13 protein-coding genes are annotated in these 16,147 nt (G+C 53.7%); 9 read left to right on the top strand and 4 right to left on the bottom strand.

What is annotated here, in order from left to right; all coding sequences use genetic code 11:
• Nucleotides 1-413: 413 nt before the first annotated feature.
• From AMM48_RS11855 to nspC, 3 genes are all read right to left on the bottom strand, one after another.
• A complete protein-coding gene (locus tag AMM48_RS11855) occupies nucleotides 414-1,775 on the bottom strand; it encodes a hypothetical protein (RefSeq protein ID WP_102784210.1) in 1,362 nt (453 codons plus the stop codon).
• Nucleotides 1,776-2,107: 332 nt separating this feature from the next.
• A complete protein-coding gene (locus AMM48_RS11850; protein WP_102784209.1) occupies nucleotides 2,108-3,349 on the bottom strand; it encodes a saccharopine dehydrogenase family protein in 1,242 nt (413 codons plus the stop codon).
• A gap of 82 nt (nucleotides 3,350-3,431) precedes the next feature.
• The gene (gene nspC / locus AMM48_RS11845) at nucleotides 3,432-4,529 is read right to left on the bottom strand and encodes a carboxynorspermidine decarboxylase (RefSeq protein WP_102784208.1); all 1,098 of its coding nucleotides are present in this window, start codon (nucleotides 4,527-4,529) and stop codon (nucleotides 3,432-3,434) included.
• Nucleotides 4,530-4,972: 443 nt separating this feature from the next.
• Here nspC and AMM48_RS11840 point away from each other — a divergent pair, with 443 nt between their 5' ends.
• Nucleotides 4,973-5,461, top strand: coding sequence for a VOC family protein (locus AMM48_RS11840; RefSeq protein WP_022731400.1), 489 nt, complete (start codon nucleotides 4,973-4,975; stop codon nucleotides 5,459-5,461).
• A 32-nt stretch (nucleotides 5,462-5,493) separates the two neighbouring features.
• On the opposite strand, the gene AMM48_RS11835 is transcribed toward AMM48_RS11840, so the two are convergent.
• A complete protein-coding gene (locus tag AMM48_RS11835; RefSeq protein ID WP_102784207.1) occupies nucleotides 5,494-6,528 on the bottom strand; it encodes a LacI family DNA-binding transcriptional regulator in 1,035 nt (344 codons plus the stop codon).
• A gap of 175 nt (nucleotides 6,529-6,703) precedes the next feature.
• Between AMM48_RS11835 and AMM48_RS11830 the strand changes: the two genes are divergently transcribed.
• The 8 genes from AMM48_RS11830 (at nucleotide 6,704) to AMM48_RS11795 (ending at nucleotide 16,146) form a co-directional block, all read left to right on the top strand.
• Nucleotides 6,704-8,257, top strand: a complete 1,554-nt coding sequence (locus tag AMM48_RS11830) for a sugar ABC transporter ATP-binding protein (protein WP_102784206.1) — start codon at nucleotides 6,704-6,706, stop codon at nucleotides 8,255-8,257.
• Nucleotides 8,250-9,272: an ABC transporter permease gene (locus AMM48_RS11825; RefSeq protein WP_101302695.1), complete on the top strand. Its 1,023-nt coding sequence runs from the start codon at nucleotides 8,250-8,252 to the stop codon at nucleotides 9,270-9,272. Before AMM48_RS11830 ends, AMM48_RS11825 begins: the two co-directional genes overlap by 8 nt.
• A gap of 65 nt (nucleotides 9,273-9,337) precedes the next feature.
• The gene (locus AMM48_RS11820) at nucleotides 9,338-10,300 is read left to right on the top strand and encodes an ABC transporter substrate-binding protein (protein WP_102784205.1); all 963 of its coding nucleotides are present in this window, start codon (nucleotides 9,338-9,340) and stop codon (nucleotides 10,298-10,300) included.
• 91 nt (nucleotides 10,301-10,391) lie between these two features.
• Nucleotides 10,392-11,447, top strand: a complete 1,056-nt coding sequence (locus tag AMM48_RS11815; protein ID WP_102784204.1) for a sugar phosphate isomerase/epimerase — start codon at nucleotides 10,392-10,394, stop codon at nucleotides 11,445-11,447.
• A 100-nt stretch (nucleotides 11,448-11,547) separates the two neighbouring features.
• Entirely contained in the window at nucleotides 11,548-12,711 is a 1,164-nt protein-coding gene (locus AMM48_RS11810) for a Gfo/Idh/MocA family oxidoreductase (protein WP_022731394.1), read from the top strand.
• A gap of 431 nt (nucleotides 12,712-13,142) precedes the next feature.
• On the top strand, nucleotides 13,143-14,108 hold the full coding sequence (locus tag AMM48_RS11805; protein ID WP_101302690.1) for a D-glycerate dehydrogenase: 966 nt from the start codon (nucleotides 13,143-13,145) through the stop codon (nucleotides 14,106-14,108).
• 199 nt (nucleotides 14,109-14,307) lie between these two features.
• Nucleotides 14,308-15,471 (top strand): TRAP transporter substrate-binding protein, encoded by a 1,164-nt coding sequence (locus AMM48_RS11800; RefSeq protein WP_102784203.1) that lies wholly within the window; start codon nucleotides 14,308-14,310, stop codon nucleotides 15,469-15,471.
• Between the two features lie 96 nt (nucleotides 15,472-15,567).
• Nucleotides 15,568-16,146: a TRAP transporter small permease subunit gene (locus AMM48_RS11795; RefSeq protein ID WP_028791409.1), complete on the top strand. Its 579-nt coding sequence runs from the start codon at nucleotides 15,568-15,570 to the stop codon at nucleotides 16,144-16,146.
• Nucleotide 16,147: the final 1 nt, after the last annotated feature.

The raw sequence follows: 16,147 nt of genomic DNA, 5'->3' as shown, positions 1-16,147 counted from the left end.
CTTATCTTTTCTTCATCACCTTGGTGGGGATGTTTGCTTCTTTTCCGAAACCGCTTTCGGAAAGAGTTTGAGACGCTAGCGAAAGCGGTTTCGGTTGTCAAACCGTTGATTTTGAAAGGTTTATTTTTGCGCCTGCGAAATGCCCAGAATCCTATTCATAAGGATGGGATTATTTTGGGCGAAACTATAAGGGAACCCGACGTTTTCGCGCATTGCGCGACCGAAGGTATAGGGTGATGATGTGTGTCGCGTGGGAAAGGGATAAACGCCCGGTTGTGCGTTAAAAAGTCGGGTTCCTGACCAGAAGGTCAGGACTCGGCATATAAAATGGCGGGCACTGTGTGCTGCTCATTTTGCTCAGCGGTCAGGTTAGGGCGAAAAGAAAAGTCGATAAAGATGGATAGGCAGGCGCTTTAGTGAATTTCTTGGTGCTTAGGATGCTTAACAATCAGATTCCTCACATAACCACCGCTGTGAGCGTCGCCCCAATCTGTTCGGTTCAGCGACACCTGTATACCATCAATCTCTAATTCTTCGGGCTCATCGGTTTGGGCACCAGCGTAAATCGTTGCCGCTCGCTCAGCATCAAACGCTTTAGCGAGGAGGGTCACCGCGCGTTCATCGAAGGCGCGCTGCGCTTCATTCGTATCGTTCTGGTTTGAGCCGTTGAGTGCAAGTCGCAATCGTGTCACAGCGCGCTCATTACCACTTAGGTAATAGGAAAACCGATCAGCCAAGACTTTTTCGTTCAGCTTCACCGATGGAATGTGTGCGAACCAATCCCATTGCGTTCGGTGATAGTCGTCGGTGGCGAGGTCGTATTCTAAAAGAAATAGTCGCGCCGCATGGGGTGACCAGCCTTCGGCCTGCGAAACAGTTGGTGGGTTCTTTTCGACCTTGAGGAGCTGTTTTATTTCCTGGATGGCCTCTTTGATGCCTTCCTTCTCAGTGATATCGCGCGTTTGAATATCCCGCACGAGACGCTTCACCCCGTCGATATTCCAGCCGAACGCGAGTAGAGCGCGCCATCGTGCATAGCGGACGATAGAGGTCTGTTTTGGCCTTATCTGTAAATGCTTGAAGGCTTCCTCGTAGGTCATATAAACCGCTAGTAAGAAAATGAACGGTATGAACATTAACCAGAGCAGCAATGGTTGCCCAAAGTCGCGTAGTGTGCTCAGCGACCAGAATTCGTTGACGCGGTTGGCGACCAGCCAATAGCTGAAGCCGAGAATGGTGAGGCCCGCGAGAATTTGGACTCCGCGCAGCAGTTTCATCGTTAGTGCAACGCCGGGTTCATCAGTCTGACGCTCGGCAACGGCAATAAGGAGAGTGAGAAACGTTAGCGAAGGAAGCATTAGTAGTTCGACCCAGAGTGGGAAGCTCACCAACTCGGCGATGAATAGGACGACGGCGGAGAGTGTAAATGCATCGCGCACGAGCTTGCGCAGCATATTTGGCTTGTCCTTGAGCTGCTGGGCTTCAAAGACACCGGCAAAACCGACCGTCAACCACCATAGCAGGGTTGATTTAAGATTGGCCCATTCCCAAAGATCCAACCACGCGAGCAACCAGACACAGGCTGCTACGTAGAGGGACATGAGCAACCAGACTGGTGCGATCTTTGGAGCAAAAAAGGCTCGCACGACTTTAAGCGCGTTAGGACGTCCTTTTTTCCACAGCAGCACAGCGGCCAGAAGAAGGCCTAAATAAATGAGAGTAGCGATCTCGCGATTGCTCAGGTCGAATCCGAAATCGGCCGCTGTAAAAGGCATATCTATTTAAACCCTACCTCTCGCGTAGCGAAAATCGCTCTTAAGGTATGCTGAGCCGATATACGGCAGTAGCATGTTGGGCCGCATCATGTTCCTAGGTTTCATGCTTTTGCTACCTTGATAGGTAGTGAGAAGTCCTTAATGGCTTTTATGTGAGAGATTAGCCTAGGCGCTCAAGAATGAGTTTTCCAGTTTTATGCGTCAATTCATATATGCGCCGGTTGTGTCCGACAAAGACGGTTTTCTGACCCTCTGGTCAGGACCCGCCATAAAAAATGGCGGGCACTGAGGCCCGCCATTGAGAATGTTCATATTATGCGATGTGCGGTGGCTTAGCTAAAATCCAGTGCCCGGTCGCCATTGGCATCTTTGATGCGGGTCGGAAGGCCCATGCCGTTGAGCAAGTTCAGGAACGGTTTGGCGGGCAGGTCTTCGACGTTGGCCATTTTTTTGACATCCCATTCGCCCGTCGCGATCAGCATGGCGGCGGCCACCGGCGGCACGCCAGCGGTATAGGAAATGCCTTGGCTGCCGACTTCGTTATAGGCGTCTTTGTGATCAGCCACGTTATAGATCAGGACTTCGGTTTCCTTGCCGTCCTTGGTCCCCTTGACCAGATCACCGATGCAGGTTTTGCCGGTGTAGTCGGGGGCCAGCGAGCTTGGGTCCGGCAGGCAGGCCTTTACGACCTTAAGCGGAATGACTTCTTGCCCCTCGGCGGTTTTGACCGGCTGTTCGGACAGAAGGCCGATGCTGTTGAGCACGGTGAAGACATTGACGTAATGATCGCCAAAGCCCATCCAGAAGCGGACGTTCGGTACGTCCAAATTCTGTGACAGGGAATGGACTTCGTCATGGCCGGTCATGAAGGTCTGACTTTCGCCAACCACGGGCATGTCCCAGATTTTCTTGATCTCGAACATCTTGTTGGACTGCCATTTGCTGTCCTGCCAGGAATAGACCGTGCCGGTAAATTCGCGGAAGTTGATTTCCGGATCGAAATTGGTGGCGAAATATTTGCCGTGGCTGCCAGCATTGATGTCGATGATGTCAATCGAGTCAATTTTATCGAAGTAATCTTCGACCGCCAGTTTGGCATAGGCATTGACCACACCCGGATCAAACCCGATGCCAAGGATGGCGGTGACGCCAGCCTTTTCGCATTCTTCGCGGCGTTTCCATTCGTAGTTGGCATACCATGGCGGGGTTTCGCAGATTTTGTCCTGTTCTTCGTGGATGGCGGTATCAAGATAGGCAACGCCAGTTTTGATACAGGCCGACATGACGGGCATGTTCACGAACGGAGATCCGACATTAATGACGATCTGGCTTGCGGTTTTTTCGATCAGGGCTGCGGTCGCATCAATATCGGTGGCATCCAAAGCATGGCCTTCCAGAACGCCGGGGTTCTTGAGCGCCTTCTTTTCGTGGATGCTATCGATGATCTGCTGACACTTCACAGCAGTGCGTGAGGCGATATGAATATCGCCCAGCACGTCGTTATGCTGTGCACATTTATGGGCAACCACCTGGGCGACGCCACCGGCGCCAATAATCAGAACATTCTTTTTCATGTCGGGCCAAAAACTCCCTTGTTTGAGAGGTGGGGGCAGGATTTGTTCTGCCCCGGTTCGCTATGAAAACAGCCCTTTCGGGTTACGAAAGGCTTGAGACGAAGTCAGTAAAGTCAAATTCGCGAATAACGCGTTCTGTACCGTCCAGTTCCCGGATGACGATGGACGGCATGCCGACCCCGTTAAACCAGTTCTTTTTGACCATGGTGTAGCCCGCGGCATCGTCAATCGAGATGCGGTCGCCGACCTTGATTTCATGTTCAAAATTAAAGTCGCCAAAAACGTCCCCGGCAAGGCAGGATTTGCCACAAATCATGTAGGCATGGTCGCCGGTGTTGGGCAGAACCTTGGCATTTTCGCGGTAGATCAAAAGATCGAGCATATGGGCTTCGATCGAGCTATCGACAATCGCCAGATTCTTGCCGTTAAACAGGGTATCGAGCACGGTGACCTCAAGCGTTGTGCTTTTGGTGATCGAGGCTTCGCCGGGCTCCAGATAGACCTGCACGCCGAATTTTTGCGCGAAGGCCCGAAGGCGCGCGCAGAATTTATCAAGCGGGTAATTTTCGCCCGTGAAGTGGATGCCGCCACCCAGACTAACCCATTCGACACGCGACAAAAGCGATCCGAACTTTTGTTCGATGTTCCCCAACATGCGGTCAAACAGATCGAAATCGTCATTTTCGCAGTTGTTGTGGATCATAAAGCCGGAAATTTGATCCATCACCGCTTCGACCTTGGCAACATCCCATTCGCCAAGGCGTGAAAACGGGCGGGCCGGATCGGCGAGATCAAAGCTTGAGGTGGAGACCTGCGGGTTTAGGCGCAGGCCGCGCACGATGTTTGAGGCCTTATCGCCAAAGCGGGTCAGCTGGCTGATGGAATTGAAAATGATCTTGTCGGCATTTTCGATCACTTCGCCAATTTCGCCATCGGAGTAGGCGACACTATAGGCATGGGTTTCCTTGCCGAATTTTTCACGGCCCAGTTTGACTTCATACAGCGATGACGACGTGGTGCCGTCCATATAGTCGGACATGAAATCAAATACCGACCATGTGGCAAAGCATTTGAGTGCCAGAAGCGCCTTTGCCCCGGAATGTTCGCGCACATAGGCGATCTTTTCCATGTTGCGCAAAAGCTTCGACTTGTCGATCAGGTAATATGGCGTTGCGGGCATGGGCGGCTCTCTACAACTATGTCACGGGGATGTGGGATGATTGGGGGCTTTGGCATAAAACGCCAAAGCCGGACGGTCCATCAGGCGCACCAACAAAGGTGCGATCCTCTAATGGTCGGCGAAACGCTGCGTCATCCATGATCCGGAGACGGATAAACTATGGTCATTCATCGTTTATGTCCCCCATCAAGGGCGGTGATGCCAAATGCGCGTCATTTGAATATGGGTAACAACGCGCGCGATTGCCGGTATGTTCCGCAAGGCGACCCAATAGCAGCGGGGGGCAAGGGGGTCAATACGGTAATCGGCCTATATGTACTGTGATTTCGCACATGGTTGCATGTTGTGATTTCATGACGATTTCAAAAGCAGGACATCGGATTGATTTTGGAGCGAAATTCACCATCTGTTGAGAAGGGTAAATAAGACCAACGGAGGCATACATGACAGCTGCACCAGTCAGTGTCGATCATCTTGCATTTCCAACCCGTGATCTTGCGGCGACAGACGCGTTTTACTTGAATGTCATGGGGGCAACACTTGTTCATGCGGAAAGTGGCTATAGCCCGTCATGGAAAAGCGATTACCTGCTGATCACTTATGCCTTAAGCGATGGCACGCGATTATCCTTTTATGACTGGCCGGCCGATAACGGGCCGTATGCCGATGATCCGCAGATGCCCGATGATGTGTTTCATATCGGGTTGCGGTGTCGGTCGGCGCGCGATGTGATTGCGTGGCAGAACCACCTGTTTCAGCACAAGATTGTCTATCATAACGAAGATGATGGCACGTCACGGCGCCTTTTTGTGCGCGATCCCAATGGCATCCGGTTTAAGATTTTTGCATCTGAAAGTGCCAAATCCGACGAGGATCACGAAGGCCGCGCACGGGCGGTTTATGATGAGTGGCGTAACATCGGCAACGGTTAAGGAACCTGGCGTCAGGGCCGTTAATCTGGGTGTCAGCCTTGTGGGCAGGGGCCGGTACTTTGCCGGATGATCAATTCGGTCGGGACAATGACCGGATCGGTTTTGCCGGTTTTGTTCGGAGTCTTGGGATCAAGGCGATCAAGCAACAGGGCAATGGCCTGTTCGCCCAGACGGCGGCGCGGTTGGCGCACGGTGGTCAGCGGCGGGTCATAGGCCGCGGCCAGATGAATATCATCAAAGCCAAACACCGAGACGTCCTCGGGCACGCGCAGGCCAAGTTCCTTGGCGGCAACGATCACGCCGATGGCCATGCCGTCACTGGCACAAAACAGCCCGGTGGGGCGTGTTTTGGGATCGGCCAGCAGGCTGCGCCCGGCGGCAATCCCGGCATCGATTGAATAATCCCCGACAAAGGTCAGTTTGGGATCAATTGCAATGCCATGTTCGCTCAAGGCCCGGCGGTATCCGGCGGTGCGATCCACGGTCAGGATATTGTTGCCCGGCCCGGCCACATTGGCGATCTTGCGGTGGCCATGGTTTATCAGATGGGTGGTGGCCTCAAACGCGGCCTGTTCATTGTCGATAATCACCGTGGGCAGGCCACATCCGGGGATGCGTTCGCAGGCAATGACGACTGGCGGGGTGGCATTGGCCGGGGAATTGGCCAGTGGTGCGGGCAGACGCCCGTTCAAAAGGATCATCGCGTCGGCCTGATTGCTGCGCAGATAGGCGGCATAGGTGGCTTCGCGGTCCGGATCGTTTTGGGTGTCGCCAATCAGGACATTGTAGCCGGCTTTGCTGGCGCCTTGTTCAATGCCAGAGAGGATTGCCGAAAAAAACGGGTTTCCGATGTCGGGCACCAGCAAAAGAATCATGCCCGAACGGTTCAAACGCAGGTTTCGGGCCATAACATTGGCGGTATAGCCGGTGGTCGCAATCGCGGCCTGCACTTTTTCGCGTGTGGTTTGGGAAACCACATCAGGTTTGTGCAAAGCCCGGCTGACAGTGGCAATCGATACCCCTGCGTGGCGGGCAACATCTTCAATCGTCGCGATTTTTTCGTGCATGCTTCTTCCTACTCCGCCGGTCACAGGCTGTCCAGCGGCATTCAACACGGTGGTGCGCTGGGTGATTTTGGTCACTGTAACGCAAATGTAAAGGTTTACATGAAAAATGAAAACGTTTACAGAGAAGGTAACCAACAGATGATCGCGAAAATGCGACGCTAGGGAGGATATATTCATGACGGATGCGGCCGTTCACGCCGTTGATCCCGATCAGGAGGGGCGCGTACGCCTGTCCGGTCGGCAGATTTGCAAGTCATTCGGATCGGCACAGGTGCTTTTCGATGTTTCCATCGATCTGCATGCGGGCGAGGTCCATGCGCTTTTGGGCGAAAATGGTGCGGGCAAATCCACACTGGTTAAAATTCTTTCGGGCTATCATCAGCCAACCAGTGGCGAGTTGATCCTTGATCAGGCTCCGGTCCAGTTTGCCGACAGTGAAGTTGGCGAAGGCCACGGCGTGATCCTGATCCATCAGGAATTGAACCTTGCCGAACAGCTGACCGTCGAAGAAAACATCTTTCTGGGCCGTGAAATCAAGCGCGGCTGGTTCCTTGATAAGGCAACCATGCGCGCACAGGCGCAGGAGCTTCTCGATCAGTTGCAATGTGATGTCGATCCACGGGCACGTATTCGCGATCTTGCGGTGTCGGACCGCCAGATGGTTGAAATCGCCAAGGCGCTTTCCAAAAAGGCCGATATCCTGATTTTGGATGAACCAACCGCGGTTTTGACCGGGCGCGAAGTTGAAATCCTGTTTGATCAGATCAGGCGCCTGCGTGAACAGGGTGTCGCGATCCTGTATATTTCCCACAAGCTTGATGAAATCAAGGCGATTGCCGATCGGGTGACGGTGCTGCGCGATGGCCGCCATATCACGACCGAAACCGTGGCCGAGCTTGAAAAGGACGATATGGCGCGGCTGATGGTCGGGCGCGATATCAAACAGATGTTCCCCGACCGGGTCCCAGATCATAGTGCGGAAATCGTACTGTCGGTGCGCGATGTTTCGGTGGACGGGCAGGTGCGTGACGCCAGCTTTGATCTGCGTCGTGGTGAAGTCCTTGGCTTTGCCGGGATTGTTGGTGCGGGGCGAACAGCGCTTATGGAAGCGATCATCGGGTTGCGTGAGCGCAGCAGCGGGCGCATTGAGCGCAACGGTGAGCCTGTCAAAATCAATAGTCTGCAAGATGCCAAGAAATGCGGCATTGCCTATTTGACCAAGGACCGCAAAGGCAGCGGGTTGCTGCTTAATATGGACATGCGGCCCAATTTGACGTTGCTGGCCCTTGAGAAATTCGGGCGGGTGTTCATTGACCGCAAGGCCGAGGAAACAGCACTCGAGACCGCCATTGAGGCGTTTGATATCCGGGCTGCTGATCGCAAATCAAAGGTCGGTGATTTTTCCGGCGGCAACCAGCAGAAGTTGCTTCTGGCCAAGGTCATGGAAACCGACCCGGACATCGTGATCATTGATGAGCCGACACGCGGCATCGATATCGGCACCAAAAGCGAGATTTATCATTTCATCGGCGATCTTACCGATCGCGGAAAATCCGTCATTCTTCTGTCGTCCGAGATGCCCGAAATGCTTGGCCTGTCTGACCGTATTGCGGTGATGGCAGGGGGGCGCATTACCGGCATTCTCATGGGGGATGGCCGCAATGAGCATGAGATCATGCGGCACGCGACAGGAATCTCAGGCAAGCAGGGAGCGTCTGTTCATGAGTAGCGTTGAGCGCAACGAAGCACCGACAAAGAAGACTTCGGGCGGCTTTAGCATTGATTTTAAAGCGCTGGGCCCGTTTTTGGCGCTGGTTGGTCTGTTTGTTTTGGGGACGGCGATTAATGACGCCTTTCTGAGCGGCGGCAACCTGTCGAACATCTTCACCCGTGCGGCCTTTATCGGCATCATCGCGGTGGGGGCGACATTCGTGATTACCGCCGGCGGCATTGACCTTTCGGTCGGGTCGATGGCGGCGTTTATTTCAGGGGCCATGATCGTTGTGATGAACGGTCTGGTCGAGACACTGGGGGCCGGGGTTGAGACCGTGCTGCTGGGTGTCGTGCTGAGCGTGATCCTTGGCATCGGGGCCGGGGCGATCAACGGGCTTGTCAGCACCAAGGGCAAGATCGAAGCGTTCATTGTCACCCTTGGCACCATGGGGATTTATCGGTCACTTGTGACCTATATGGCCGATGGCGGGACCTTGTCGCTCGATTTTGATATCCGCGGTGTGTATCGCCCGATTTATTACGGCGATATCCTTGGCATTCCGATCCCGGTTCTGGTGTTCTTTGCCGTCGCGGTGGCCGGGTATGTGTTGCTTAACATGACGCCGTTTGGCCGCAAATGTTTTGCCATTGGATCGAACGAGCAGGTTGCCCGTTATTCAGCCATCCATGTCGATCGTATCAAGACCCTGACCTATGTCATTCAGGGGCTGTGTGTGTCGATTGCCACCATCATTTATGTGCCGCGTCTGGGGTCGGCATCAAGTTCAACCGGGGTTCTGTGGGAACTTGAAGCGATTGCGGCCGTGATCATTGGCGGCACCATGCTTAAGGGTGGCTATGGCCGCATCTGGGGCACGGTTGTTGGTGCGATCATGCTGACCACGATTGGTAATATTCTGAATTTGACGGATGCGATCAGTAACTATCTGAACGGAGCAGTTCAGGGGCTGATTATCATCGTTGCCGTGTTCCTGCAGCGCGGGGACTGGCGACGCAAAAAGAGCAAATAACCGGCGATCAACGTCCGGGATGAATGTGAAAATGCATCATTTTTTTTGATCAGGAGGAAGCGTTGATGAAAACGTTTACAAAATATCTGGGGGCCGCCTGTGCTCTGGGTCTTGGCCTTGGACTTGTGTCTACCGGTGCGATGGCACAGGAAAAAATTAAGATCGGTGTTTCCATTCCAGCAGCGACCCATGGCTGGGCCGGTGGTCTGAACTGGCATGCCGAGCAGGCCGAAAAACGGATTGAAGCCACCTATCCGAACATCGATGTCATCGTTGTTTCGGCAAATGGCGCAACCGAGCAGGCCAATGATCTTGAAGATCTGGTGTCGGTTCAGAACATCGATGCACTTGTGGTGTTGCCGTTTGAGTCTGATCCGCTGACCGTTCCGGTTCAGCAGGTTAAAGAAGCTGGCAAGTTCGTTACCGTGGTTGACCGTGGTTTGTCCCTGCCGGGGATTGAGGACGTTTATGTTGCGGGTAATAACCCGGAACTGGGCCGTGTATCGGGTGAATACATCCGTAAACGCCTCGATGACGAAGGCAAGATCGTTATCCTGCGCGGTATTCCGACCACGGTTGATACCGAACGTGTGGATGCGTTTATCGAATCCATCGAAGGATCAAACATCGAAGTGCTTGATATGAAGCATGCCAACTGGAACCGTGATGATGGCTATGAAGTCATGCAGGACTTCCTGTCGCGTTTCCCGCAAATCGATGCTGTCTGGGCACAGGATGATGACATCGCGCTTGGCGTGATCGAAGCTGTCAAACAGGCGGATCGTACCGACGAGATGTTCATCGTTGGTGGCGCTGGCATGAAAGACATCATCAAACGCGTGATGGATGGCGACAAACTGACGCCGATTGATGTTCTGTATCCGCCGGCAATGATCGCAACCGCGATGGAACTGACCGCGCTGAAATTCACGTCCAGCATCCCGGTTGAAGGCCGTTATATCCTTGGTGCGACTGTCATTACGCAAGAAAACGCAAAGAACTTCTATTTCCCTGACAGCCCGTTCTAAGGCTGGAGCTGCAAACGGGACCGGGTGGCATGATGGTTGCCCGGTCCCGACTTTTCCCATTTAACACTGCCACAGCGCTAAGAGGTTATCGATGAAAACGCTCAAGGGACCGGCATTGTTTCTTGCGCAGTTCGCAGGTGACGACGCCCCGTTTAACAGTCTTGATTCCATCGGAAAATGGGCTGCGTCACTCGGCTACAAAGGGGTGCAGATCCCAAGCTGGGACAAACGCCTGTTTGATGTTGAACGCGCAGCACAAAGCAAGGATTACTGCGACGAGGTCAAAGGGACACTTGGCGCACATGGTGTGGAAGTAACCGAACTTTCGACCCATTTACAGGGTCAGCTTGTTGCGGTTCATCCGGCCTATGATGAAATGTTTGACGGTTTTGCCGTGCCCGAAGTACGCGGCAATCCCAAAGCCCGTCAGGAATGGGCGGTCAATCAGGTTAAAGCAGCCCTTAAGGCATCGCAAAATATGGGCATTGATGCCCACGCAACATTTTCGGGCGCGCTTGCCTGGCCATATGTCTATCCATGGCCGCAACGCCCGGCCGGTTTGATTGAGACCGCATTTGATGAATTGGCGGCACGCTGGACCCCGATCCTCAATGTTGCCGAGGAATGCGGGGTTGATGTTTGCTATGAAATTCATCCGGGCGAAGACCTGTTTGACGGGGTAACGTTTGAGATGTTCCTTGAGCGGGTGAACAATCATGCGCGCGCAAACATTCTGTATGACCCAAGCCACTTTGTGCTCCAGCAGCTTGATTACCTTGATTTCATCGACATTTATGCCGACCGTATTCGCATGTTCCATGTCAAGGATGCCGAATTTAACCCGACCGGACGCCAAGGCGTTTATTCCGGCTATCAGGGCTGGGCAAATCGGGCGGGGCGTTTCAGGTCGCTTGGCGATGGTCAGGTTGATTTTGGGGCGATCTTCTCAAAACTCGCCGCGATTGATTTTGATGGCTGGGCCGTGCTGGAATGGGAATGTGCGCTTAAACATCCCGAAGACGGCGCACGCGAAGGGGCTGAGTTCATCAAGAACCATATCATTCGCGTGACGGAAAAGGCATTTGACGATTTTGCCGATGGTGGCACGGACGAGGCGGCCAATCGCCGTATTCTTGGACTAAGTTAAGGTCCGGTCATATGGTGTCTGATCTGGTGTGATCAGGCACCAACAGGCACTTGAAGGTACTGGCAGGTACTGGCAGGCAACACGATATTTGGAGGCAGACATGAGCAAAACGACCCCCCTTAACCGTCGCATTCGACTGGGTATGGTTGGCGGCGGCCACGGGGCATTTATCGGGGCGGTGCATCGCATTGCCGCCCGGCTTGATGATCGTTATGAACTGGTCGCAGGCGCGTTATCGTCCAAGCCAGATGTTGCCCGTGCGTCGGCTGAGGAACTGTTTATTGCAGCCGATCGCAGCTACGACAGTTTTGAGGCGATGGCAAAACAGGAAGCCGCGCGCGACGATGGCATTGATGTGTGCGCGATTGTCACGCCAAACCATGTTCATTTTCCCGCCGCCATGGCGATGCTTGATGCCGGTATTCATGTCATCTGTGACAAGCCGCTTTGCTTGACCGTGGATGAAGCCGAACAGCTTGCAGCCAAGGTCAAGGAAACGGGTCTTCTGTTTGCGCTAACCCATAATTACACCGCCTATCCGATGGTGCGCGAAGCCCGCCAGATGGTGGCCGATGGCAAACTTGGCGATATTCGCTTGGTACAGGTTGAATATCCGCAAGGCTGGATGGCAACCCGTGTGGAAGATACCGACAACAAACAGGCCAGTTGGCGGGCCGATCCGGCCAAGGCGGGCATGGGCGGCGCGCTGGGCGATATTGGCACCCATGCGCATAACCTTGCAAATTTCGTCTCGGGCTTGGAAATCAGCGAGCTTTGTGCCGATGTGGATGCCATCGTTGCGGGCCGCAAGCTTGACGACAATGTGCAAATCCTGATGCGCTATGCCAATGGCGCGCGCGGGATGCTGTGGGCCAGTCAGGTTGCCGTGGGCCATGAAAACGGCCTGAAATTGCGGGTTTACGGCGACAAAGGCGGGATTGAATGGGCGCAGGAGCACCCCAATCATCTGCATTTCCGCCCGCTTGACGGCCGTCCGGAATTGATGACGCGCGGTGGGGCTGGCATTGGTGCCGAGGGGCTTCGCGGTGTGCGTGTGCCACCGGGGCATCCGGAAGGATATCTTGAAGGGTTTGCCAACCTTTACACCGATTTTGCCGACCAACTTGGTGCGTTTTTAAATGGCACCGCGCCAGATGCCGCATCGCTTTTGGTGCCGGGCATCCAGGAAGGTCTAAACGGCATGAAATTTGTCGAAGCCGTCGTGCGTTCCGGACGGGAAGGGGCGACGTGGGTTCGACTTTAAGGGGGCAGGTTTTCTGGGGAAACCTGTGACCACACAAGGAACTTAACCGTGTTCTTCCCGCCGACGTGTGTCGGTTGCAGGCCGTTGCTTTTATGAAGCAACGGCCTTTTTTGTGGCTTTTGGGCCGATTTAACGGCGTCTTTCGCGGTCATGGGCGGTTTTCATCGCGAGCTTTGCCGATGAGACAGGGGATGCTGATGATGCCGACTCGGGTGGATAAGGCGATCTAAGGGCTTGTTTGATCATGGTTTCCGGGCCGTGCGCGACAGCCATCTTTTGGCAAAGACGCAGGACGGCGCGTGTTGGTTTTCCACGAAGTGAAAAAGAATAGCCCTTTGATTGATCGCCTATTGATGGAATTTCCGTATAGGTGTTTGCTTGGAAAATAATAAATAAACCAGTCCTGTCAGGGAAACACCGGGAGCGTTTTAATGCCCGACAAGCCAAGGCTTCTTATCACACGCAAACTAACCGATGCTGTTTTGATGCGGGCCGCACGCGATTACGATGTGACTGTTAATGCCGACGACCACGTTTTTGCGACCGATGAGCTGATTGCCAAATGTCAGGATGTGGACGCGGTACTTCCGTGTCATTCCGAGCATTTTTCTGCCGATGTGATCAGTGCATTGCCCAAACGGTTAAAAATCATCGCCAACCATTCGGTGGGGGTTGATCATGTTGATCTGGTGGCCGCCAAGGATGCCGGGGTTGTTGTGACCAATACGCCGGACGTTTTGTCCGATGCGACGGCCGAAATTGCCATGCTGTGTATGCTTGGTGCGGCACGGCGCGGGGCGGAAGGCGATGCGATGATCCGGGCCGGGAAATGGGATTTTTGGTCGCCAGCCTTTATGGTTGGGCGGCAAGTGACCGGCAAGCGTTTTGGCGTTCTTGGGATGGGACGTGTCGGGCAGGTCGCGGCCGAACGTGCGCGCGGTTTTGGAATGATAGTTCACTATCACAATCGCAAACCCGTTCCCGAGCATCTGGCCAAAGGGGCCGTGTTCCATGATACGGTTGAGGGATTGTTTGCCAATTCCGATGTGCTGTCACTGCATTGCCCGGCGACACCGCAAACCACCGGGATTATTAATAAAGACACGATTGCATTACTGCCCGATCGCGCGATCCTTGTGAATACGGCGCGCGGCAATCTGGTCGATGAGGCGGCCCTTGCAGATGCGCTTGAAAGCGGTAAGCTGTTTGCGGCCGGGCTGGATGTGTTTTGCGATGAACCGGGTGGAAATCAACGGATTAGCGCGTTGAAAAACGTTTTCCTGTTGCCACATATAGGTTCCGCGACCGAGGAAACGCGCGATGCGATGGGGTATCGCGCGCTTGATAATCTTGATGCTTATTTTAAGGGTCGTGAACCGGGTGACCGGGTGGCCTAACAAGGCGGGTTAACCGTCAAATATCAGTGAATTCAAAGCTTTAACAATAACAAAATGCGTGCCGGTTTTTGGTCCCGAAACGGGGAAAGCGCATCGACATGATCTTCAACAAAAAGGTCAGGGGCTTTTGAAGGCTGAATTTACCGTTCGTTTGTCGGCAATGGTTGTCGATTTATGACGGTATTTCTGGGAGGAAGTAATGAATACGAAAGATAAATCTGAAGGCAAGAAGTCCGTCGAAGTGTCGCGTCGTTCGTTCCTGACCAAGGGTGCGACCGGTGTGGTTGCCGGTGGCGCCGTAGCATCAGGGCTGTTTGCAGCCCCTGCTGTTCATGCACAGCCAGCACCGATGGTGTTGAAAATGCAGACGTCCTGGCCGTCATCTGACATCTGGATGACGTTTGCCCAACAATATGTTGATCGTGTTGAAGCCATGTCGGGTGGTCGTTTGAAAATCGATCTTCTGCCTGCTGGTGCGGTTGTTGCCGCGTTTCAGGTTCTCGACGGTGTCAATGACGGCGTGATTGATATTGCCCATTCCGTGCCGGTTTACTGGTACGGCAAAAACAAAGCCGCATCGCTGTTTGGGACTGGTCCGGTGTTTGGTGGTTCTGCAACCACCATGCTGAGCTGGTACTATGCCGGGGGTGGTCAGGAGTTCTATCGCGAGCTGACCCAGGACGTTATGGGACTTGATATTGTTGGTCGTCTGGGCTTCCCGATGCCAGCACAGCCTTTTGGCTGGTTCAAAAATCAGATTAATGCGGTTAGCGATATCGAAGGCCTTAAATACCGTACGGTTGGTCTGGCAGCAGACCTTCTGCAGTCGATGGGCATGTCCGTTGCCCAGCTTCCGGGCGGTGAAATTGTGCCGGCGATGGAACGTGGCGTGATTGACGCGTTCGAGTTTAACAACCCGTCGTCTGATATGCGTTTTGGCGCACAGGATGTGGCGAAAAACTACTATCTGTCGTCATACCATCAGGCGTCTGAAAGCTTCGAGTTCCTGTTTAACAAGGCTCTTCTTGAAGACATGGACCCGGACCTTCAGGCCATCTTGCTGCACAGTGTTGAGGCGGCTTCGACGTCAAACACCGCCCTTGCCATGGACAACTATTCCGCCGACTTGCAGAAACTGCAAGACGAAGGTGTGGAAGTTCACCGGACGTCAAAAGACATCCTGGCAGCACAGCTTGAGGCCTGGGACAAACTGATCCCGACGCTTGAAGAAGATTCGTTCATGAAGCGGGTTCTCGATAGCCAGCGTGCATGGGTGGAACGTGTGACCTATTACGAACTGATGAACGCACCTGATTATCAGCTCGCATACGAACACTACTTCCCGGGCAAACTGAAACTCTGATCAACCCATAGGTTTTTCAGTGTTTAGATGACCCTGACCACCCCGTCTGCCCGGTTCGGCGGGCGGGGTGGTCAAGATGCGAACGGACAAGGTTTCATGATCAGATTTATCGAATTTGCGGACAAGCTGTCGGCGTGGTTTGGCAAGGCGTTTGGGTGGCTTATCATCCTGATGACGCTTGGCATGAGTTATGAAGTGGCTTCGCGATACCTATTTAATGCGCCGACGACCTGGTCGCTGGATGTGTCATTTATCATGTATGGCACGATGTTCATGATGGGCGGGGCCTATACCCTGTCACGTGGCGGGCATGTGCGTGGGGATTTCCTGTATCGTCTTTGGAAACCCAGAACGCAGGGCATGGTTGATCTGGTTCTTTATCTGTTTTTCTTCTTTCCCGGTGTGATCGCGCTGATCTTTTCGGGTTGGAAATATGCCGCCCGGTCCTGGGGATATGGCGAGGTCAGTGTGAACAGCCCGGCGGGCGTTCCGATCTTTCAATTCAAGGCCGTTATTGTTGCCGCGGGCATTCTTCTGTTCATTCAGGGCATCGCACAGGTGATGCGCTGCATCATGTGTATCCGTGAAGGGTACTGGCGCAATGCAGAAGACGATGTCCAGGAAACCGAAGAACTTCTGATGAAGCAGGGTGTCGCCAAAAGCGATGGGTCCTGAA

Source organism: Thalassospira sp. GB04J01, assembly GCF_000751115.1.
GTDB lineage: Bacteria > Pseudomonadota > Alphaproteobacteria > Rhodospirillales > Thalassospiraceae > Thalassospira > Thalassospira lucentensis.
This window is presented reverse-complemented; position numbering and strand designations above follow the sequence as displayed.

What these genes read in the sequence shown, in the direction of transcription:
- AMM48_RS11855 (WP_102784210.1), bottom strand. Translation starts at nt 1,775, where the DNA reads ATGCCTTTTACAGCGGCCGATTTCGGATTCGACCTGAGCAATCGCGAG.
- AMM48_RS11850 (WP_102784209.1), bottom strand. Translation starts at nt 3,349, where the DNA reads ATGAAAAAGAATGTTCTGATTATTGGCGCCGGTGGCGTCGCCCAGGTG.
- nspC (WP_102784208.1), bottom strand. Translation starts at nt 4,529, where the DNA reads ATGCCCGCAACGCCATATTACCTGATCGACAAGTCGAAGCTTTTGCGC.
- AMM48_RS11840 (WP_022731400.1), top strand. Translation starts at nt 4,973, where the DNA reads ATGACAGCTGCACCAGTCAGTGTCGATCATCTTGCATTTCCAACCCGT.
- AMM48_RS11835 (WP_102784207.1), bottom strand. Translation starts at nt 6,528, where the DNA reads ATGCACGAAAAAATCGCGACGATTGAAGATGTTGCCCGCCACGCAGGG.
- AMM48_RS11830 (WP_102784206.1), top strand. Translation starts at nt 6,704, where the DNA reads ATGACGGATGCGGCCGTTCACGCCGTTGATCCCGATCAGGAGGGGCGC.
- AMM48_RS11825 (WP_101302695.1), top strand. Translation starts at nt 8,250, where the DNA reads ATGAGTAGCGTTGAGCGCAACGAAGCACCGACAAAGAAGACTTCGGGC.
- AMM48_RS11820 (WP_102784205.1), top strand. Translation starts at nt 9,338, where the DNA reads ATGAAAACGTTTACAAAATATCTGGGGGCCGCCTGTGCTCTGGGTCTT.
- AMM48_RS11815 (WP_102784204.1), top strand. Translation starts at nt 10,392, where the DNA reads ATGAAAACGCTCAAGGGACCGGCATTGTTTCTTGCGCAGTTCGCAGGT.
- AMM48_RS11810 (WP_022731394.1), top strand. Translation starts at nt 11,548, where the DNA reads ATGAGCAAAACGACCCCCCTTAACCGTCGCATTCGACTGGGTATGGTT.
- AMM48_RS11805 (WP_101302690.1), top strand. Translation starts at nt 13,143, where the DNA reads ATGCCCGACAAGCCAAGGCTTCTTATCACACGCAAACTAACCGATGCT.
- AMM48_RS11800 (WP_102784203.1), top strand. Translation starts at nt 14,308, where the DNA reads ATGAATACGAAAGATAAATCTGAAGGCAAGAAGTCCGTCGAAGTGTCG.
- AMM48_RS11795 (WP_028791409.1), top strand. Translation starts at nt 15,568, where the DNA reads ATGATCAGATTTATCGAATTTGCGGACAAGCTGTCGGCGTGGTTTGGC.